This window comes from Streptomyces sp. CA-251387 (assembly GCF_050936625.1).
Lineage (GTDB): Bacteria > Actinomycetota > Actinomycetes > Streptomycetales > Streptomycetaceae > Streptomyces.
In genome coordinates this window covers 7669350-7688210 of record NZ_JBNJMJ010000001.1, presented here as the reverse complement: position 1 = coordinate 7688210, position 18861 = coordinate 7669350, and the positions used below count along the sequence as shown (strand labels likewise).

Below are 18861 nucleotides of genomic sequence, written 5' to 3'. Positions count from 1 at the left end.
CAAGTGCCGTATTGAATAAGGAGGTTCAGTACGGTGATCAGGCCTGCGCCGAGATCTGCGCCAGGCGCTGTGCTTCCGCCCGCGTCGACCGTGCGATCGCGTCCTCGTCGGCCGTGAGCAGCCGTCCGTCCGCCACGATCTGCCGGCCGTTCACGAACGACGCGGTGACCGGGGCCGCCGCGCCGAAGACCAGCGCGGTCACCGGGTCGGCGATGGAGGCGTGGGCGAGGGTGTCCAGCTTCCAGAGCACGAGGTCGGCCAGCTTGCCGGGCTCCAGCGAGCCGATCTCGGCGGCGCGGCCCAGCACCTGGGCACCGCCGTACGTCCCGAGCCGCAGGGCCTGCCGGGCGTTCAGCGCGGCCTCCTTGTGCGCGCCGAGGCGGTTGATGAGCAGGGCGTTGCGCAGTTCGGTGTGCAGCTCGCCGGACTCGTTGGACGCGGTGCCGTCGACGCCGAGGCCGACCGGGACGCCGGCCGCCAGCATGTCGGGGACGCGGGCGATGCCGGCCGCGAGGCGGGCGTTGGAGGACGGGCAGTGGGCGACGCCCGTCCTCGTCCGGGCGAAGGCGGCGATGTCGGAGTCGTTCATGTGGACGCAGTGCGCCATCCACACGTCCTCGCCGAGCCAGCCGGTGGACTCGAAGTAGTCGGTCGGGCCCATGCCGAACAGCTCGTGGCAGAACTTCTCCTCCTCGACCGTCTCCGAGCCGTGGGTGTGCAGCCGCACACCGAGCCGACGGGCCAACTCGGCGCCGTCGCGCATGAGTTCCGTGGAGACGGAGAAGGGGGAGCAGGGGGCGACGGCGACCTGGGTCATCGCGCCGAAGGAGGCGTCGTGGTGCTGCTTGACGGTGTCCTCGGTCGCGGCCAGCGCGCCGTCGAGGGTCTCGACGGCGAAGTCCGGCGGCAGCCCGCCGTCCTTCTCGCTGCGGTCCATGGAGCCGCGAGCGAGGGTGAAGCGGACTCCCATGTCGCGGGCGGCGCCGATGATGGCGCCGGACAGGTCGCCGGAGCCCTGCGGGAAGACGTAGTGGTGGTCCATGGCGGTGGTCACGCCACCGCGGGCCATCATCGCCAGCGAGCCCTGCGCGGCCGAGTGCACCATCTGCTCGTCGATGCGCGCCCACGTCGGGTACAGGGCGACGAGCCAGTTGAAGAGGTTGTGGTCCGTCGCCAGGCCCCGGGTGATCCACTGGTAGAAGTGGTGATGGGTGTTGATCAGGCCGGGGGTGACCAGGTGCCCGGTGGCGTCGACGCGGCGTACGACGTTCTCCAGGCCCTCGGGGGCCTTGCCCGCGCCGAGCGACTCGATGCGGTTGTCCGCGATGACGATGTGGCCCGTGGCGTACTCGGTGTCGTTCGCGTCCACCGTCGCGATCGAACAGTTCTCGATGACGATGCGCTGGGCTGCTGCCATGATGCGTCCCTTTGAACGGGTGATGTGCTGAATTCGGAGAGGGCACGGCAGGACCCTGGGGAGTTTGAGTGCCGCGGCCGGGGGCCTTCAGAGCCCGGCCCACCGGCCGCGGGTGCCGAATGGAGTTGTGGCTTACAGGTTGGTGAGGTCCACCGGGATCCTCGCCTCGCAGCCGTCCCGCAGGATCGTGGCCTCGATCAGGCCGTAGGGGCGGTCGGCGGCGAAGTACACCTCGTTGTCGTTCTTCAGCCCGAACGGCGCCAGGTCCACCAGGAAGTGGTGCTTGTTCGGGAGGGAGAAGCGGACCTCGTCGATCTCGCTGCGGTTGTTGATGATGCGCGCGCCCATCTGGTACAGCGTCTGCTGCAGCGACAGCGAGTACGTCTCGGCGAAGGCCTGGAGCATGTGCTTCTTCGTCTGCTCGTAGGACTTCTCCCAGTTGGGCATCCGCTGCTCGTCGTCGGTCCAGTTGAACCGCCAGCGGCCGGAGACCTGGGTGGCCAGGATGCGGTCGTAGGCCTCCTGGAGCGTCGTGTACTTGTCCTTGACGTAGCCCCAGAACTCGGAGTTGGTCGAGTTCATCACGACCAGGTCCTTCAGACCGGAGATGACCTCCCACTTCTCACCGTCGTAGGTGATCTGCGTGAGCCGCGTCTCCTGGCCCTTGCGGACGAAGGAGTGCTTGACCTCGTCGGAGCCGATGAACTGCGAGTTGGCGTCGGACGCCTCGATCCGCTCCCAGGCGTACTCCTCGATGCGGATCCGGGCCTGGTGGATCGGCTCCTGCGAGGTGACGAAGTGGCGGGCGAGATGGATGCCGAACTGCTCGGCAGACTCGATGCCGTACTCCTTGGCGAACGCGTACACCGTGTTCTTGGTGGTGTCGGTCGGCAGGACGTTGGCGTTCGAGCCGGAGTAGTGGACCTCGTCCATGTCGCCGGAGAGGGCGACGGAGACGTTCAGGTCCTTGATGTGGTGGGTGGCGCCGTCCCGCGTGATCTTTACGACTCGGTTCTCGGCCTTGCCGTACTGGTTCTGTCCCAGGATCGTGGGCATTTAGCTAGCTCCCTCGGTATACGGAGTAGCCGAACGGGTTGAGCAGCAGCGGTACGTGGTAGTGCTCCCCGGGCTGCACGGCGAAGGTGATCGCCACCTCGGGGAAGAACACGGCACCGCTGTCCCGATTCGCGGGGGCGTCCTGCTGCGCATCGGCTTGCTTCTTCTCGAAGTACGGCTCGACGGCGAAGTCGAGCCGTACGTGTGTGGTCCCCTCCGGCAGCGCCGGGAGGTCCTTGCACCGCCCGTCCGCGTCGGTCGCGGAGCCGCCGAGCGCCTGCCAGTCCGCGTCCCGGCCCGAGCGGGCGGAAAGCCGGACGGCGACGCCCTCGGCGGGGCGGCCGATGCTGGTGTCCAGGATGTGCGTGGACACCGAGGCGGTGGTGCTGGTGCTCATGGCTTGGTCAGTCCTCTTCGACGAGTCGGGCGAGCCGGATACGGTTGATCTTGCCCAGCTCGGTGCGGACGATCTCCCGCTCCTGCTCCGGCGAGTTGCCGATCCGTTCCTTGACCGCGTCGCGCATCTGCTCGCCGGTCCTGCCGGTGGCGCAGATCAGGAAGACGTGGCCGAACTTGTCCTGGTAGGCCAGGTTGAGTTCGAGCATCTCCGCCTTGAGCTCCTCGGAGGCGCCGGCCATGCCGCGCTGCTCCCGGGCCGAGGTCGGATCGCCCGGCTTGGGGCGGCCGATCGGCGGGTGCCCGGCCATCGCCTCTTCGAGGTCCTCGGTCGTCAGCTCGGCCGTGGCGGCGTCACTGGCGGCGTAGAGGTCGTCGGCGGTGGCATAGGGGCGGGCGGCGAGCAGCCGCTTCGCCCACGCCGTGGAGGCGCACGCCTCGTGGAGAGCGGCGTAGGCCGCGTGCTCCTCCAGGGCGTTGAAGCGGGCCAGGCCCGGGGGCGTGGAATTCGACGTCACGGGAGCCTCCGTGGCCGCGAAGGGCCTTCGTACTGAACGGGCGTGCCGATAGCTAACGCCCTACGACGACGAGACGTCAACACTTTGTTGAAAATTCGCGGTAACGAAACCGAGAGCGGTCTCGTCAGGGGTTCTTGTCCCGGTTCAGGTAGTTGTAGACCGTGAAGCGGCTCACCCCGAGCGCACTCGCCACGGTCTCCACGCCATGCCGCACGGAGAAGGCGCCGCGCGCCTCGAGTATCCGCACGACCTCCTGCTTGGCCTTGCGGTCCAGGTCGGCCAGCGGCTTGCCCTTCCTGCGCTCCATGGCGGCCAGGATGTGGTCCAGAGAGTCGGCCAGCTGGGGCAGGCGTACGGCGACGACGTCGGCACCCTCCCAGGAGAGCACGACATCCTCGGGGCCGGCCTCGTCGGGCGGGAGGATCTCGCCGCCCATGGCGTCGACCAGCGGCTTCACGGCCGCGATGAAGGGCTCGTCCCCAGCGCCGGTCACTGCTCGCCCTCCCCGATCACATTGACCTGGAGCGAGACCCGGGTGGCGCCGGCCTCCAGGCTCCTGCGCAGGAGGGCGTCCACCGCGGTGAGCACGACGTCGGCACCGCCCTCCGCCGTATTGCCGAACGGGCCGACGTCCACCGCGTCGAGCTCGGCCGCCTCGATGACCTCGCGGGCCACCAGCGCGTGCGCGGGTGCCTCGTCGAGGTCGAAGGGCTCGGTCGTGAACTCCACTCTCAATCGCACGCGGTCAACCTAACGCGCGGCGCCGCCTTCCGCCGACCCCTCTTGACAAGCTCGGACACACAGCGGCAATCTTCCAGTACGCAGAAACTAACTTCCGTAATACGGAATCTCGACAACGGAAGGGAGCGCCGACCCGCATGGGATTCGCAGAGCAGCGCTTCAACGTCAACCTGTCGATCCTCTTCACGGAACTCCCGCTCCTGGAGCGCCCCGCGGCCGCCGCCGCGGCCGGCTTCACCGCGGTCGAGCTGTGGTGGCCCTGGATCGACTCCCCCACCCCCGAGCAGTCCGAGCTCGATGCCCTGAAGAAGGCGATCGAGGACGCGGGCGTCCAGCTCACCGGCCTGAACTTCTACGCCGGCCGGCTGCCCGGCCCCGACCGCGGCGCCCTGTCGGTCCCGGGCGAGGAGTCGGAGAGGTTCCGCGCCAATGTCGACGTGGCCGCCGACTTCGCGCGGTCCCTCGGCTGCAAGGCGCTCAACGCCCTGTACGGCAACCGCGTCGAGGGCGTGGACCCGGCCGAGCAGGACGCGCTCGCGCTGGAGAACCTGGCCCTCGCGGCCCGGGCGGCCGACCGGATCGGCGCGATCCTGCTGATCGAGGCCCTGAACAAGCCCGAGTCACCGCTGTACCCGCTGGTCTCGGCGCCGGCCGCGGTCGGGATCGTCGACAAGGTCAACGAGGCGACGGGACTGGGCAACGCCCGCTTCCTCATGGACCTCTACCACCTGTCCATGAACGGCGAGGACCTGCCGCAGGTGATCGAGCAGTACGCCGCGAAGACCGGCCATGTGCAGATCGCCGACAACCCGGGCCGTGGCGCGCCGGGCACGGGCACGCTCCCGCTGGAGGAGCTGCTCGACCAGCTGAGGAAGGCGGGCTACGAGGGCTGGGTCGGCCTCGAGTACAAGCCGGGCGACCGCCCGAGCGCCGAGGCCTTCGACTGGCTGCCCCGCGAAGCGCGCGCCGCCCGCTGACACACCCCCGTATTTGAGAGGCACCCCATCATGAGCAACGCACTCCCCAAGATCGCCTGGATCGGTCTCGGCATCATGGGCTCCCCCATGTCCGAGAACCTGATCAAGGCGGGTTACCAGGTCACCGGCTTCACGCTGGAGCAGGACAAGCTGGATCGCCTGGCCGCCGCCGGCGGCACCGCCGCCTCCTCGATCGCCGAGGCCGTGCGCGACGCCGACGTGATCATCACGATGGTCCCGGCGTCTCCGCAGGTCGAGGCCATCTCCTACGGCCCAGACGGCATCCTCGAGAACGCGAAGTCCGGCGCCCTGCTGATCGACATGTCCTCGATCACCCCGCAGACCTCGGTCGACCTGGCGAAGGCGGCCAAGGACAAGGGCATCCGCGTGCTGGACGCCCCGGTGTCCGGCGGTGAGGCCGGCGCCATCGAGGCCGTACTGTCGATCATGGTCGGCGGCGAGCAGGCCGACTTCGACGAGGCCGAGCCGATCTTCGAGGCCCTCGGCAAGACCATCGTGCTGTGCGGTCCGCACGGCTCGGGTCAGACCGTGAAGGCCGCCAACCAGCTGATCGTCGCCGTGAACATCCAGGCGTGCGCCGAGGCCGTGGTCTTCCTGGAGAAGTCGGGTGTGGACCTGAACGCCGCGCTGGACGTCCTCAACGGTGGCCTGGCCGGCTCCACCGTGCTGACGCGGAAGAAGGACAACTTCCTGAACCGGGACTTCAAGCCGGGCTTCCGTATCGACCTGCACCACAAGGACATGGGTATCGTCACGGACGCCGCCCGCAACGTCGGCGCCGCCCTGCCCGTCGGCGCCGTGGTCGCCCAGCTGGTCGCGTCCCTGCGCGCCCAGGGCGACGGCGGCCTGGACCACTCCGCGCTGCTGCGGGCGGTCGAGCGCCTCTCCGGCGCCCAGGTCTGACCCACCCCGAGACTTCCGGGCGGCGCCTTCGCTGACACCTGTCCTGTCGCGCCCAGGCGGGGGCGCCGCCCGGAATCCACCGCTGCAAACAACTTCAACAAACTGTTGACGTTCAGATTCCCTCACTTCTAGGCTCCACCAAGCGGAAAGAGTTTTCCGCTGCCACCAGCACGGAAGTGCCACCGCACGGAAGGTCCACGATGTCGAAGCGCGTGCTCACGACCGAGTCCGGCGCCCCGGTCGCCGACAACCAGAACTCAGCCTCCGCCGGCGTCGGCGGCCCGCTCCTGCTCCAGGACCAGCACCTCCTGGAGAAGCTGGCGCGCTTCAACCGCGAGCGCATCCCGGAGCGTGTGGTGCACGCCCGGGGCTCCGGCGCGTACGGCCACTTCGAGGTGACCGACGACGTCACCGGCTTCACCCACGCCGACTTCCTGAGCGCGGTGGGCAAGCGGACCGAGGTGTTCCTGCGCTTCTCGACCGTGGCCGACAGCCTCGGCGGCGCGGACGCGGTCCGTGACCCGCGCGGTTTTGCGGTCAAGTTCTATACGGCGGAGGGCAATTACGACCTCGTCGGCAACAACACCCCGGTGTTCTTCATCAAGGACCCGATCAAGTTCCCCGACTTCATCCACTCGCAGAAGCGCGACCCGTTCACCGGCCGCCAGGAGCCGGACAACGTCTGGGACTTCTGGGCGCACGCCCCCGAGGCCACGCACCAGGTGACCTGGCTGATGGGCGACCGCGGCATCCCGGCGTCGTACCGCCACATGAACGGCTACGGCTCGCACACCTACCAGTGGACGAACGCCGAGGGCGAGGCCTTCTTCGTCAAGTACCACTTCAAGACCAACCAGGGCATCCGCTGCCTGAGCAGCGAGCAGGCCGCCGAGCTCGCGGGCAAGGACCCCAACTCGCACCAGACGGACCTGCTCCAGGCCATCGAGCGGGGCGTGCACCCGTCCTGGACCCTCTACGTCCAGCTCATGCCGGCGGCCGAGGCGGCCGACTACCGCTTCAACCCCTTCGACCTGACCAAGGTCTGGCCGCACAAGGACTACCCGCTGCAGCGCGTGGGCCGCCTGGTCCTGGACCGCAACCCGGACAACGTCTTCGCCGAGGTCGAGCAGGCCGCGTTCTCCCCGAACAACTTCGTGCCGGGCATCGGCCCCTCCCCCGACAAGATGCTCCAGGGCCGCCTGTTCGCCTACGCGGACGCCCACCGCTACCGCCTGGGCGTCAACCACACCCAGCTGGCGGTCAACGCCCCGAAGGCGACGACCGCGCAGAACTACGGCCGCGACGGCTTCATGGCCACCAACTCCCAGGGCCGGTACGCCAAGAACTACGAGCCGAACTCCTACGACGGCCCGGTGGAGACCGGCCGCCCGCTGTCGGCCCCGCTCGCGGTGACCGGCCACACGGGCACCCATGAGGCACCGCTCCACACCAAGGACGACGACTTCTTCCAGGCCGGTGAGCTGTACCGGCTCATGTCGGCCGAGGAGAAGTCCCGCCTGATCGCGAACATCGCCGGTGGCCTGTCCCAGGTCTCCCGCGACGATGTGATCGAGAAGAACCTGGCCCACTTCCACGCCGCCGACCCGGAGTACGGCAAGCGCGTGGAGGAGGCGGTCCGCGCCCTGCGCGAGGACTGAACCACTGGACTGCGTCCGCCTCCTGACGGGAGGTCATGAGCCGGACGCACCGCCCGCGCCCCGACGCCGATCGACCCGGATGAGGGGTGGTCGCTCGGAACGGGCGCGGGCAACGTGAGGACCGCGGCGGCGTGCGAGCCAGTGCGGTGGTGAAGGTCCCGGCCTCCTTCTTCGACCTGAGGGAAGGAGCCCCCGGTGCCGTCGCTGCCGCCGCGGTCCCGAGCCCCCCAAGACCCCGTCCGGCGGCGCGAACGTCCTGTCGCGCCCAGCCTCGCACCGTCGGACGGCCAGCCTCCCCCGCGCTCCCTACACCGCGCTCTCGCCGGCCAGGGAGCGCTCGGCGTTGTCCAGGAGTTCCTTGTACGTCAGCACCTCGACCCTGGTCATGTGCGCATTGAACGTCCGCAGCGCCTCGTTGACCTCCTCCTCCGGCACCTCCGGATGCAGCGCGGGGTGCCCGACCAGGACCAGGGCGCTGGCCCGCCGGGTCTCGATACCGAAGTCGGCGCGGAGCCGTTCCCGGTTCTCGTCCAGCCCGGTGAGGTAGTTGACGGCCTGGCCGACGGCCTCGTGCACCTGCGCCGCCGGCACCCAGGCATGGCGATGTCGCTTGACCAGCGGACCCTTGAGGCTCATGGCGCGCTTGAGCTCGACGACATGGAGCGCCCCGTCGCCGCGTATCAACGGAATGTCGAGTTCGTCCCCGGGCACGAGCCGCCGCTGTGCCGCCTCGCCCACGAAGCGCCCGCCGAAGATCCAGTACTGCCCGTCCAGCGCCCGCTGCACATCCGCCTCGGTAGCCTTGCGATCCTCGACGACAGTACGCAGCTCCTTGAGCCGGGCGTCACGGCGGCGCAGTTCGGCGGCCTGCAGCAGGATCCGCCCCTGATCGTCGGCGGCCAGCAAGGCCAAGGCTTCGGGCGAGGTGACGATCTTCCGAGCTTCGGCTGCCGGGTCTGCGATGTCGATCCGGCCGCTGCGGATGATCCGCTCCAGCCACAGCGTGATCTCGGCCCGGCCCCGCGGAACGACATAGCGACCGGGGCGGTCTTCGGAGGCCTGAAGAAACACCGCGTCCTCACCCTGCGCCCGAAAGTGCTCCAGGAACTCCTCGATCCCGGCCTCGGGGTGGTCCGCCAGGTACCTCCGCCCGGCGTCGAACAGCCATTGGTGCATCGCCTGCATCGTGCTGCCGAGGAAGCCCGTGTGCGACTCCCTCCGCTGCCCGTCCCCGAACAGCCGGTGCCGGTCCTCGAAGTCGTACCGCAGGATGCGTCCCTCGGCGTACTCGATCGCATCCTGCACGAGTCGTACGACCTGCCACTCGCCGGCTCCCGCCGCAGCACCCCGCGCCTCCTCCAGGAGCCGTACCAGCTCTCTGCCGCCTCGCCGCTTGCGGCTGCGTCCGCCGTGCATGTGCTTCAGAACCGCCTGCACGGCATCCTTCACGGCCTCGTCGACCGCCTCCTTGGCCACCACCTTGCGAAGGTGCCACTCCAGGGTCATGTCGCTTCTCGGTGTCATGGCGCGCATTGTGTCCGTGGGGTCCGACAACACCCCGGAACATCACCGGGAGACGTGACTACGCGCGTACGCCTGAGGGCGTAGGGCGTCTACGCAATCCTCAAATCAAGCTCTGAACACAGTTCAAGAGGCTTCAACCGCCACCACCCGTGGGCACATTCTTCTCACACGGGGCCCGCCGGCACGGGGGCGGCGGGTCCCGGGAACGGGGGAACACCGCACGGGGGAAGCGCAAGGATCACGGGGGAACATCAAGGGGCGGCCCAACCTCTCGGTTGGACCGCCCCTTTGCTGACCCGACGCGTCAGATCCGCCGCCTCAGACCTTCAGCGTCTTGATCGACGTCGGTGCGTGACCCGGCTCCGTCGCGAGCTCCTCGAACTCCACGACGTTGCTGATGTCGTTCGTCGTCGACATGGAGATGTTGGTGACGCGCTCCAGGATCGCCTCGACGACCACCGGGACCTGGTACTCCTGCGCGAGCTTCTTGGCCTGCTCGAAGGCCGCACCCAGCTCGTTCGGGTCGGTCACCCGGATCGCCTTGCAGCCGAGGCCCTCGGCGACCTTGACGTGGTCGACGCCGTAGACGCCCAGCTCGGGCGAGTTGATGTTCTCGAACTCCAGCTTGACCTGGAAGTCGATGTCGAACGCCCGCTGCGCCTGGCGGATCAGCCCCAGGTAGGAGTTGTTGACCAGGACATGCACGTACGGGATCTTGTGCTGCGCCCCGACCGCCAGCTCCTCGATCATGAACTGGAAGTCGTAGTCGCCGGAGAGGGCGACCACGGACGCCTCCGGGTCGGCCTTCGCCACGCCCAGCGCGGCCGGGATGGTCCAGCCGAGCGGGCCCGCCTGACCGCAGTTGATCCAGTGCCGCGGCTTGAAGACGTGCAGCATCTGGGCGCCGGCGATCTGCGAGAGGCCGATGGTGGAGACGTACCGGGTCTCCGGGCCGAAGGCCTTGTTCATCTCCTCGTAGACGCGCTGCGGCTTGATCGGGATGTTGTCGAAGTGCGTACGGCGCTGGAGCGTCGCCTTCTTCTCCTGCGCGGACGCGGCCCACGCGGAGCGGTCGGGCAGCTTGCCCGCCGCCTTCAACTCCCGTGCCACCTCGACGAACAGCTCCAGGGCAGCCTTCGCGTCGGAGGCGATGCCGTAGTCCGGGGCGAAGATCTTGCCGATCTGGGTGGGCTCGATGTCGACGTGGACGAACTTCCGGCCGGCCGTGTAGACGTCCAGCTTGCCCGTGTGGCGGTTGGCCCAGCGGTTGCCGATGCCGAGGACGAAGTCGGACTCCAGGAAGGTCGCGTTGCCGTAGCGGTGCGAGGTCTGCAGGCCGACCATGCCGGCGTTCAGCTCGTGGTCGTCGGGGAGCAGGCCCCAGCCCATGAGGGTCGGGACGACCGGGGTGCCGGTCAACTCCGCGAACTCGACGAGGAGTTCGGCCGCGTCGGCATTGATGACGCCGCCGCCCGCGACGATCAGCGGGCGCTCGGACGCGTTCAGCATCCCGATCGCCTTCTCGATCTGCGGGCGGGTCGCGGCCGGCTTGTAGGCCGGGAGGGGCTCGTACGTCTCCGGGTCGAACTCGATCTCCGTCAGCTGGACGTCGATCGGCAGGTCGATCAGGACCGGGCCGGGCCGGCCGGAGCGCATCAGGTGGAACGCCTGCTGGAAGACGCCGGGGACCTGCGCGGCCTCCAGGACGGTCACCGCCATTTTCGTGACCGGCTTGGCGATCGAGGCGATGTCGACGGCCTGGAAGTCCTCTTTGTGGATCACGGCGGTCGGAGCCTGGCCGGTGATGCACAGGATCGGGATCGAGTCGCCGATCGCCGAGTACAGACCGGTGATCATGTCGGTGCCGGCGGGTCCGGACGTGCCGATGCAGACGCCGATGTTGCCCGGGTGGGTACGGGTGTAACCCTCGGCCATGTGCGAGGCGCCCTCCACATGGCGGGCGAGGGTGTGCTGGATGCCTCCGGAGGCCTTGAGCGCCGCGTAGAAGGGGTTGATCGCCGCGCCCGGCACGCCGAACGCGTTGCTGACGCCCTCGCGCTTGAGGATCTCGACTGCCGCTCGGGCAGCGGTCATACGAGCCATTGAGTACTCCTGCTTCGGCTGTCGGATTCGCACTCCCGTCGCGCCCCGCGGTGAGCAATTCCGTGACGATGTCTCTTCCCGCACTGTTTCCACATTGCGGAAATTCTTTTCTACTATCTGGAAGCAATGTAGGTGGACAGGTGAAGACCGTCAAGGGCCGGACAACCGGGCACGTCCTGGAGGACCATGGGAGCGCTGTCCCGATGCGAGGTCGTCCTGGAGTGGCCATGTCCGAGAGCGTGTCGGTGCGCTGCCCGGTCTGCCGGCGGGAGCATCTCTACGAGGCGCCCGCCTACCCGTGCGCGTGCGGGGAGCCCGTCGCGCCGGCGCTCGACCCGCAGGGGACCGCGACGGCCGTCACCCATCGCGCCTGGGACGACGAATGGGTGGGAGTGCGGTGCGGGGCGTGCGACCGCGAGAGCCAGTGGCCCCGTCCGGAGGTGGGCTGCCCCTGCGGGACGGTGTTGCGGGTTCCGGCGGTGCGGGCGGACACCGGCGAGACACCACGGAAGGCTCCGGCCGCCGCGCGCCGCGCCTTCCAGCCCGTCACGATCCGCACCGCGCGTGACGCCGTCACGGCCGCCGCCGTCTATCTGCGCTGGCTCGGCTACCGGGACATCCGCCGTGCCGACCAGCGGCCGCCGACCGGCATCGGCATCGCCGCGCACGGCCTGCTCGCCCAGGTCGACCCGACTGTACGGCCGGCCTCGCCGCGGGACGTGGAGTGCCTGTGGCTGACGGCCATGACCGAGTCCGCGGCCTGCGTCTACTTCTCCCTCGCCGGATACGCCCCCGACGCGCGCACGAGCGCCGACGCGCTGGGCGTCCCTCTGTTCGTCCTCGACCTCACGGGCACGCCCCAGCCGGTCAACGGCCTCGCCGACGCGCTCGACGCGGAGGGCGCCGCGCGGTGAATCGCCCCTGAGAGGGCCTCGTCCTCAAACGCCGGACGGGCCAAATATCGCTGACCGGCACCGAGAAGTGCCGGTCAGCTGTATGCGTGCCGAGTTCCTCAGCCCCCGACCGACGAGGCCGGATCCCTCTCGATGTGGAACCGATCGCCGTACACATGCCAGGTGAGCGGCGTCTTCAGGCGCAGGTTGCCCTTGTTGAGGAAGACCCGCTGGGCGGTGTCGACGCGGCTGGTGTCCTCGTGTGCGGCCTCCTTCTTCATCTCCTTCACGCGCGCGTCCAGGAACGCATGCAGATACGTCGTCTCGTTGCCGCCGTCCGCCGGGGTCCTGGCGTGACGGCGGGCGTCGGCCCGGATCGAGGCGAAGCCCGACGCGCCGTGCATGACGATGGCGTCGTAGTAGGCGAACTGCCCCAGTTCCTGCAGGCCGTCGCGCTTGGCCCGTGAGACGGACGGGTCGAAGTACACCCGGTCGCGCTCGTGTTCCTGGGCCGCCTGGAACTCCGGCGTCTGCGCGGCCCTCACCCAGGCGTCCGTGAAGCCGGGGTCGAGCCCTTCGTGCGAGTCGGTGCCGTCGACCTCGCGGAGGGCGGGCAGGTACGGGGCGAGCGGGTTGTGCGGTTCCTGTGCGGTGTAGTACTCGACGAGTTCCAGCATGTCGTGGGTGCCGGAGCAGAAGCCGACGATCCCGGCCGTGTAGCCGCGGCCGTCGCCGATGTCCTCGATGTAGTCGAACTGGGCCCGCCAGTCCAGCGACGAGTTCTCGGCACTGGAGACGAGCCGCATGGCGATCTCCTTCTTCGCCGGATCGTCCAGCCCCGCCGGTCCGGCGGCGGCTTGGCTCACGCCCAGAAGCAGCATGGCCGGGAGAGCTGCGAGGGCGGCGGCCAGGGCGATGCGCAGCCTTGCGCTTCGCCGGGGGCGGCGTCGGGTGGGGGGTTGGGGTTGCCGTCTCAGTGAGGGAAGGCGCATGTGATTCTCCGCTTGTGGGGGTGGAGCAGGAGACTGTTAGGAACCTTTCCTTCCTATTGCTTGGCAACCGCTGTCTGCAAGAGATGCGACAGAAAAAAGCGGAGGCGCCATGGGGCGCCCCCGCTCGAACGTCGTTCGTACGACTACGAGTTCACACCTCCCGCCCGCCGTGGTACCGCTCCGCGAGCCGCGCGAGCGCCACCGCGCCGAGCAGCAGTCCGAAGTCCCGCAGCGCGATGTCGTAGTAGTCCGGGATGGTCAGCAGGTTGACGATGATGCCCGCCAGCCAGCCGGCCACCAGCCACCCGCCGAAGCGCGGGGCCAGGGCCACGACGACACCGGCCAGGATCTCGATCGCGCCCACCGCGTACATGGCCGCCTGGGCGCTGCCCGGAAGGACGTCGTCGATCCAGGGCGCGAGGTAGCCGGGCCAGTCCACGAGCAGGTTGGCGAACTTGTCCAGCCCGAACAGGATCGGCGCCACCGTGAACCCGATGCGCAGGACCAGGAAGGCCTGGTAGCCGGGGTCGGCGAGCACCGCACGCCGGGACCCGGCGGGTGTGGTGCTGGTGGTTGCGGAGGCCATGTCGACTCCTTCTATAGATGACTCTCATTAACTATAGAAGCGCGCACATTGTCTTTAGTCAATGGCCGTGGGTTTTACACTGGTGTTCGTGGATGCCGCGAAGGAAGTACCCGACGCCGACGTGAACGCCGCTGACGCCCACGCCGCCGACGTCTCCGCCGTCGCCGCGCTCGACGAGCCGACGCGCAGGAGGCTGTACGAGCATGTGGTGCGCCAGGCGGGCCCGGTCAGTCGGGACGAGGCGGCCGAGGCACTCGGCCTGGCGCGGCAGACCGCGGCGTTCCACCTGGACCGGCTCGCCGCGGAGTCCCTGCTCGACGTGGTCTACGAGCGGCGCAGCGGACGGACCGGCCCGGGCGCGGGCAGGCCGGCCAAGCTCTACCGCCGCTCCACGCGACAGGTCGCCGTCAGCCTGCCGGACCGGCGCTACGAACTGGCCGGACGGCTCCTGGCCCAGGCGGTCGAGGAGTCCGACGCGACGGGTGAGCCGGTGCGGGACGTGCTGCACCGCAAGGCGGAGGAACTCGGCTCACAGCTGGGAGGGACGGGCGACGCGGCCCTCATCGACCTGCTGGAGCAGCAGGGATTCGAGCCGCGCCGCGAGGACGACGCGATCGTCCTGGCCAACTGCCCCTTCCACGCGCTGGCCCGCGAGCACACCCAAACGGTGTGCGGGATGAACCTCCATCTGCTGCGCGGTGTGCTGCACGGCCTGGGCGAGACCGGCTTCGAAGCCTGCCTCGCCCCCCGTGACGGCCGGTGCTGCGTCGTGCTGCGGCCGGCCGCCTGAGTGGTTCACCGACCGGCGTACTTCTCCCGCAGCTCCACCTTCCGCACCTTCCCGGACACCGTCATCGGGAAGGAGTCGAGGATCTGCAACCGGCTCGGGATCTTGTAGTGCGCCAACTGCCCGTCGCAGAAGGCCCGCAGCTCCTCCAGCGTCAGCGGGTCACCGGGATCGCGCGGGATGACGCACGCCAGCACCTCCTCGCCGTACCGCTGGTGCGGCACTCCGACGACCTGGACGTCCGCGATCTTCGGGTGGCCGTACAGGAACTCCTCGATCTCGCGCGGGTAGATGTTCTCGCCGCCCCGGATGATCATGTCCTTGATGCGGCCGACGATCTCGACGTAGCCGTCCTCGCGCATGACGGCCAGGTCCCCGGTGTGCATCCAGCGGCCGGCGTCGACGGCCTCGGCGGTCTTCTCGGGCTCGTTCCAGTAGCCGAGCATCACGCTGTAGCCACGGGTGCACAACTCGCCCGCCTCGCCCCGGGGTCGGGTCACGCCGGTCGCCGGGTCGACGAGCTTCACCTCGATGTGCGGCAGCACGCGCCCGACCGTGCCGGTGCGGTGTTCCAGGTCGTCGTCGCGGCGGGTCTGCGTGGAGACGGGCGAGGTCTCCGTCATCCCGTAGCAGATCGACACCTCGGCCATGTGCATCTCGGTGACCACCCGCTTCATCACCTCCACCGGGCAGGGCGAGCCCGCCATGATGCCGGTGCGCAGGGAGGAGAGGTCGTACGAGGCGAAGTCGGGGAGGTTCAGCTCCGCGATGAACATCGTCGGGACGCCGTACAGGGAGGTGCAGCGCTCCCGCTGGACGGCCTCCAGCGTGGCCTTCGGGTCGAAGGAGGGGGCCGGGATCACCATGCAGGCGCCGTGGGACGTGGCGGCCAGATTGCCCATGACCATGCCGAAGCAGTGGTAGAAGGGCACCGGAAGGCACACCCGGTCCTGCTCGGTGTAGGCGATCATCTCGCCCACGAAGTAGCCGTTGTTGAGGATGTTGTGGTGGGAGAGGGTGGCCCCCTTGGGGAAGCCCGTCGTGCCGGACGTGTACTGGATGTTGATCGGGTCGTCGCAGGACAGGTCCTCGAACGGCACCGGCGTTCCCCGCGCGATCAGCGCTTCCCAGCTCGGGTCACCGATGAACACGGTCTCCCTCAACTGCGGGCACTTGCCCCGCACTTGCTCGACCATCGCCCGGTAGTCGCTCGTCTTGTGACTGAGGGAGGCGAAGAGGAGGGAGATGCCGGCCTGGTTGAGGACGTACTCGACCTCGTGGGTGCGGTAGGCCGGGTTGATGTTCACCATGATCGCGCCGATGCGGGCGGTGGCGTACTGGACCAGGACCCACTCGGGGCAGTTGACCGCCCAGATCCCCACCCGGTCGCCCTTGGCGACCCCGCTCGCGAGCAGCGCGTACGCCAACTCGTCGACGTCGGCGGCGAATTGGGCGTAGGTCCAGCGCCGCCCGGACGGCACGTCGACCAGCGCCTCCCGGTCCGGCCAGGCCGCGACGGCCCGGTCCAGGTTGGCCCCGATCGTCTCCCCGAGCAGGACCGTCTCACTCGTCCCGTGCGTGTACGACAGCTCGACGGTCACCGGAAGTCCTCCTCGCGGTACTCGGCGTCCGAGCCCGCGGCCGTGGCCTCGCGCAGCTCGATGCGGCGGATCTTGCCGGAGACGGTCTTGGGCAGCGGCGCGAACTCCAGGCGGCGGACGCGCTTGTACGGCGCCAGGACCTCCCGCGAGTGCTCGAAGAGCACCTTCGCCGTGTCGGGGCCCGGCTCCCAGCCGTCCGCCAGCACGACGTACGCCTTCGGCACCGCGAGCCGCAGCTCGTCCGGCGCGGGCACGACGGCCGCCTCGGCCACCGCCTCGTGCTCCAGCAGGGCGCTTTCCAGCTCGAAGGGGCTGATCTTGTAGTCCGAAGCCTTGAAGACATCGTCCGCGCGCCCGACGTAGGTGATGTATCCGTCGGCGTCCCGCGAACCGATGTCCCCCGTCCGGTAGTAGCCGCCGGCCATCGCCTCCGCCGTACGGTCGGCGTCGCCGTGGTAGCCGGTCATCACGCCGACCGGCCGCTCGGAGAGGTCGAGGGCGATCTCGCCCTCGTCGGCGCCGGGCGCGCCGGTGACCGGGTCGAGGAGCTCGACGCGGAAGCCGGGGCTGGGGCGGCCCATGGATCCGGTCTTCAGGGGCTGGCCGGGGCTGTTGGAGACCTGGACGGCGGTCTCGGTCTGCCCGAAGCCGTCCCGGATGGTCACGCCCCAGGCCTCGCGCACCCGCTCGATGACCTCGGGGTTGAGCGGCTCACCGGCGGCGACGGCCTCGCGGGGCGGGGTGCGCAGCGCGCTCAGGTCGGCCTGGATGAGCATGCGCCAGACGGTCGGCGGGGCGCAGAAGGCGGTGACCCCGGCACGGTCCATCTCGGTCATCAGCCGGGCCGCGTCGAAGCGCGTGTAGTTGTGGATGAAGACGGTCGCCTCCGCGTTCCACGGCGCGAAGAGGTTGGACCAGGCATGCTTGGCCCAGCCGGGCGAGGAGATGTTCAGATGCACGTCGCCGGGCTTGAGGCCGATCCAGTACATGGTGGCCAGGTGCCCGATCGGGTACGAGGTGTGGGTGTGCTCGACCAGCTTGGGGCGGGCGGTGGTGCCGGAGGTGAAGTACAGCATCAGCGGGTCGTCGGCCGCGGTCGGCCCGTCGGGGGTGAAGTCGGCGGGGGCGGTGTACGCGTCCTCGTACGCCTGCCATCCCTCGGGCGCCCCGCCGACGCTGATGCGTGTGTAGCCGCCGGGCACCTCGTCGAACTTGGCGGTGTCCTCCGCCCGCACCAGCACATGCCGGACCCGCCCGCGCTCCACCCGGTCGTGCAGGTCGGCGGGGCCCAGCAGCGGCGTGGCCGGAATGACGACGGCGCGCAGCTTCATCGCGGCGAGGGCGGTCTCCCACAGTTCGGCCTGGTTGCCGAGCATCACGAGGAGCCGGTCCTCGGCGCGGACGCCACGTGCCCGCAGCCAGCCCGCGACGCGCGCGGAGCGCTCGGCCATCTCGGCGAAGGAGAGCCGGACCTCGCTGCCGTCCTCCTCGACGATGTGCAGCGCGGTGCGGTCGTTTCCGTCCGCGATGACGTCGAACCAGTCGAGCGCCCAGTTGAACCGCTCGGGCCGGGGCCAGGCGAAGCCCTCGTAGGCGGTGGCGTAGTCCTCGCGGTGCTCGAGCAGGAAGTCCCGCGCACTGCGGAACAGCTCCGTCCCCGTCGTCATCTGTCCTCCTGGTAGACCGGACCTTGCCGGGCGGCTCTCAGTCATCGTGTAATCCGTGACGTGGGTCTCACTACCCCCGAACGGGGGTGTGCGCTCCGGAAGGCGCGGCGAAAGGGCGAGTACGTGACAGTGGACGCGGCCGCATCGGTGGACATAAGGAGCGCGCTGGTGCGCCTGCGCCGCTCGACCGGCCTCCCGGTCGCCTTCGGCGGCCTGGTGGAGGGCGGGCGCCCGCGGATGCGCATCAGTGAACTGAACGGCACGGCCACCGAGGCCCTGAGCAGACTCGCGGTGACCGCCGGCACCGGCCTGGGCGGCAAGGCCGTGGCCCTCGCCCGCCCCTGCGCGGTCACGGACTACTCCGCCTCGCAGCAGATCAGCCATGAGTACGACGCCGCCGTCGCCGCGGAGGGGCTGCGTTCGGTGCTGGCGGTCCCGGTGGTCGTACGGCGCCGGGTGCGCGGTGTCCTGTACGGCGCCCTGCGCACGGCCCAGCCGCTGGGCGATCGCACGCTGACGGCGGCCGTGGCGGCGGCGCGGGACGTGGAGCAGGCGCTGGTGGTGCGGGACGAGGTGCGGGGGTTGCAGGAGGCGGCTCGGCCGCCGGCGGCGCCGGCCGACCGGGGCGCGGCGTGGGAGCAGGTCCGCGAGGCCCACGCGGCGCTGCGCGCCCTGGCCCCGCGCATCGGCGACCCCGCCCTGCGCACGGAGCTGCTGGCCGCCTGCGGCCTGCTGACCGAGGGGTCACCCCGCAACGGCGTGCGGCTGGCCCCCCGCGAGCTGGATGTGCTGGCATGCGTGGCCGCGGGAGCCACGAACGCGCTCACCGCCGAGCGGCTGGGCCTGCGGGCGGAGACGGTCAAGGGCTATCTGCGGTCGGCCATGCGCAAGCTGGGCACGCACACCCGCGGTGAGGCGGTGGTGGCGGCGCGGCGGGCGGGGTTGCTGCCGTAGGACCGCAGGCCGTACGGCTGCGGAGCCGTCGGACCCGCCGGTCGCCCGCTCGGACCGGCCGGCTCGG

General features: G+C 69.8%; 18 protein-coding genes. 6 read left to right on the top strand and 12 right to left on the bottom strand.

All coding sequences use genetic code 11. The features are described 5' to 3' along the window. Nucleotides 1–37: 37 nt before the first annotated feature. The 6 genes from ACQEV2_RS34135 to ACQEV2_RS34110 form a co-directional block, all read right to left on the bottom strand. On the bottom strand, nucleotides 38–1417 hold the full coding sequence (locus ACQEV2_RS34135; RefSeq protein WP_433050330.1) for an 8-oxoguanine deaminase: 1380 nt from the start codon (nucleotides 1415–1417) through the stop codon (nucleotides 38–40). 132 nt (nucleotides 1418–1549) lie between these two features. Then, on the bottom strand, nucleotides 1550–2473 hold the full coding sequence (gene pucL / locus ACQEV2_RS34130) for a factor-independent urate hydroxylase (protein WP_433050327.1): 924 nt from the start codon (nucleotides 2471–2473) through the stop codon (nucleotides 1550–1552). 4 nt (nucleotides 2474–2477) lie between these two features. Beyond that, a complete protein-coding gene (gene uraH, locus ACQEV2_RS34125) occupies nucleotides 2478–2870 on the bottom strand; it encodes a hydroxyisourate hydrolase (protein WP_433050324.1) in 393 nt (130 codons plus the stop codon). A 7-nt stretch (nucleotides 2871–2877) separates the two neighbouring features. Next, nucleotides 2878–3387, bottom strand: a complete 510-nt coding sequence (gene uraD / locus ACQEV2_RS34120; RefSeq protein ID WP_433050321.1) for a 2-oxo-4-hydroxy-4-carboxy-5-ureidoimidazoline decarboxylase — start codon at nucleotides 3385–3387, stop codon at nucleotides 2878–2880. Nucleotides 3388–3511: 124 nt separating this feature from the next. Then, nucleotides 3512–3880, bottom strand: coding sequence for a helix-turn-helix domain-containing protein (locus ACQEV2_RS34115; protein WP_433050318.1), 369 nt, complete (start codon nucleotides 3878–3880; stop codon nucleotides 3512–3514). Then, entirely contained in the window at nucleotides 3877–4128 is a 252-nt protein-coding gene (locus tag ACQEV2_RS34110; RefSeq protein ID WP_433050315.1) for a hypothetical protein, read from the bottom strand. Before ACQEV2_RS34110 ends, ACQEV2_RS34115 begins: the two co-directional genes overlap by 4 nt. Before the next feature lie 137 nt (nucleotides 4129–4265). Between ACQEV2_RS34110 and ACQEV2_RS34105 the strand changes: the two genes are divergently transcribed. From ACQEV2_RS34105 to ACQEV2_RS34095, 3 genes are all read left to right on the top strand, one after another. Then, complete coding sequence (locus tag ACQEV2_RS34105; protein WP_433050312.1) at nucleotides 4266–5105, top strand: TIM barrel protein; 840 nt, start codon at nucleotides 4266–4268, stop codon at nucleotides 5103–5105. A gap of 30 nt (nucleotides 5106–5135) precedes the next feature. Next, nucleotides 5136–6029 carry a 2-hydroxy-3-oxopropionate reductase gene (locus ACQEV2_RS34100; RefSeq protein ID WP_433050309.1) on the top strand — a complete coding sequence of 298 codons (894 nt, stop codon included), beginning with the start codon at nucleotides 5136–5138 and terminating at the stop codon, nucleotides 6027–6029. A 200-nt stretch (nucleotides 6030–6229) separates the two neighbouring features. Further along, the gene (locus ACQEV2_RS34095) at nucleotides 6230–7687 is read left to right on the top strand and encodes a catalase (protein WP_433050306.1); all 1458 of its coding nucleotides are present in this window, start codon (nucleotides 6230–6232) and stop codon (nucleotides 7685–7687) included. A 306-nt stretch (nucleotides 7688–7993) separates the two neighbouring features. On the opposite strand, the gene ACQEV2_RS34090 is transcribed toward ACQEV2_RS34095, so the two are convergent. After that, on the bottom strand, nucleotides 7994–9211 hold the full coding sequence (locus ACQEV2_RS34090; RefSeq protein WP_433050303.1) for a Shedu anti-phage system protein SduA domain-containing protein: 1218 nt from the start codon (nucleotides 9209–9211) through the stop codon (nucleotides 7994–7996). A 318-nt stretch (nucleotides 9212–9529) separates the two neighbouring features. Further along, nucleotides 9530–11314 carry a glyoxylate carboligase gene (gene gcl, locus ACQEV2_RS34085; RefSeq protein ID WP_433050300.1) on the bottom strand — a complete coding sequence of 595 codons (1785 nt, stop codon included), beginning with the start codon at nucleotides 11312–11314 and terminating at the stop codon, nucleotides 9530–9532. A gap of 227 nt (nucleotides 11315–11541) precedes the next feature. On the opposite strand from gcl, the gene ACQEV2_RS34080 reads away from it, so the two are divergent. Next, entirely contained in the window at nucleotides 11542–12228 is a 687-nt protein-coding gene (locus ACQEV2_RS34080; protein ID WP_433050297.1) for a hypothetical protein, read from the top strand. A gap of 98 nt (nucleotides 12229–12326) precedes the next feature. On the opposite strand, the gene ACQEV2_RS34075 is transcribed toward ACQEV2_RS34080, so the two are convergent. Continuing rightward, on the bottom strand, nucleotides 12327–13199 hold the full coding sequence (locus tag ACQEV2_RS34075; protein WP_433050294.1) for a chitosanase: 873 nt from the start codon (nucleotides 13197–13199) through the stop codon (nucleotides 12327–12329). Between the two features lie 151 nt (nucleotides 13200–13350). After that, nucleotides 13351–13785: a hypothetical protein gene (locus tag ACQEV2_RS34070; RefSeq protein WP_433050291.1), complete on the bottom strand. Its 435-nt coding sequence runs from the start codon at nucleotides 13783–13785 to the stop codon at nucleotides 13351–13353. A gap of 82 nt (nucleotides 13786–13867) precedes the next feature. Here ACQEV2_RS34070 and ACQEV2_RS34065 point away from each other — a divergent pair, with 82 nt between their 5' ends. Next, entirely contained in the window at nucleotides 13868–14575 is a 708-nt protein-coding gene (locus ACQEV2_RS34065; RefSeq protein WP_433054986.1) for a helix-turn-helix transcriptional regulator, read from the top strand. A gap of 5 nt (nucleotides 14576–14580) precedes the next feature. Here ACQEV2_RS34065 and ACQEV2_RS34060 read toward each other — a convergent pair whose 3' ends face one another. Further along, entirely contained in the window at nucleotides 14581–16173 is a 1593-nt protein-coding gene (locus tag ACQEV2_RS34060; protein ID WP_433050288.1) for an AMP-binding protein, read from the bottom strand. Then, nucleotides 16170–17840 carry an AMP-binding protein gene (locus tag ACQEV2_RS34055; RefSeq protein WP_433050285.1) on the bottom strand — a complete coding sequence of 557 codons (1671 nt, stop codon included), beginning with the start codon at nucleotides 17838–17840 and terminating at the stop codon, nucleotides 16170–16172. The genes ACQEV2_RS34060 and ACQEV2_RS34055 overlap by 4 nt, the downstream gene beginning before the upstream one ends. A 123-nt stretch (nucleotides 17841–17963) precedes the next feature. On the opposite strand from ACQEV2_RS34055, the gene ACQEV2_RS34050 reads away from it, so the two are divergent. Further along, on the top strand, nucleotides 17964–18794 hold the full coding sequence (locus ACQEV2_RS34050) for a LuxR C-terminal-related transcriptional regulator (RefSeq protein WP_433050282.1): 831 nt from the start codon (nucleotides 17964–17966) through the stop codon (nucleotides 18792–18794). The last annotated feature ends 67 nt before the right edge of the window (nucleotides 18795–18861 follow it).

Bases quoted from the DNA above. Each gene is read 5' to 3' on its own strand.
- uraH (WP_433050324.1), bottom strand. From the start codon at position 2,870: ATGAGCACCAGCACCACCGCCTCGGTGTCCACGCACATCCTGGACACC.
- ACQEV2_RS34100 (WP_433050309.1), top strand. From the start codon at position 5,136: ATGAGCAACGCACTCCCCAAGATCGCCTGGATCGGTCTCGGCATCATG.
- ACQEV2_RS34055 (WP_433050285.1), bottom strand. From the start codon at position 17,840: ATGACGACGGGGACGGAGCTGTTCCGCAGTGCGCGGGACTTCCTGCTC.
- ACQEV2_RS34070 (WP_433050291.1), bottom strand. From the start codon at position 13,785: ATGGCCTCCGCAACCACCAGCACCACACCCGCCGGGTCCCGGCGTGCG.
- ACQEV2_RS34090 (WP_433050303.1), bottom strand. From the start codon at position 9,211: ATGACACCGAGAAGCGACATGACCCTGGAGTGGCACCTTCGCAAGGTG.
- ACQEV2_RS34135 (WP_433050330.1), bottom strand. From the start codon at position 1,417: ATGGCAGCAGCCCAGCGCATCGTCATCGAGAACTGTTCGATCGCGACG.
- ACQEV2_RS34095 (WP_433050306.1), top strand. From the start codon at position 6,230: ATGTCGAAGCGCGTGCTCACGACCGAGTCCGGCGCCCCGGTCGCCGAC.
- gcl (WP_433050300.1), bottom strand. From the start codon at position 11,314: ATGGCTCGTATGACCGCTGCCCGAGCGGCAGTCGAGATCCTCAAGCGC.
- pucL (WP_433050327.1), bottom strand. From the start codon at position 2,473: ATGCCCACGATCCTGGGACAGAACCAGTACGGCAAGGCCGAGAACCGA.
- ACQEV2_RS34105 (WP_433050312.1), top strand. From the start codon at position 4,266: ATGGGATTCGCAGAGCAGCGCTTCAACGTCAACCTGTCGATCCTCTTC.
- ACQEV2_RS34080 (WP_433050297.1), top strand. From the start codon at position 11,542: ATGTCCGAGAGCGTGTCGGTGCGCTGCCCGGTCTGCCGGCGGGAGCAT.
- ACQEV2_RS34075 (WP_433050294.1), bottom strand. From the start codon at position 13,199: ATGCGCCTTCCCTCACTGAGACGGCAACCCCAACCCCCCACCCGACGC.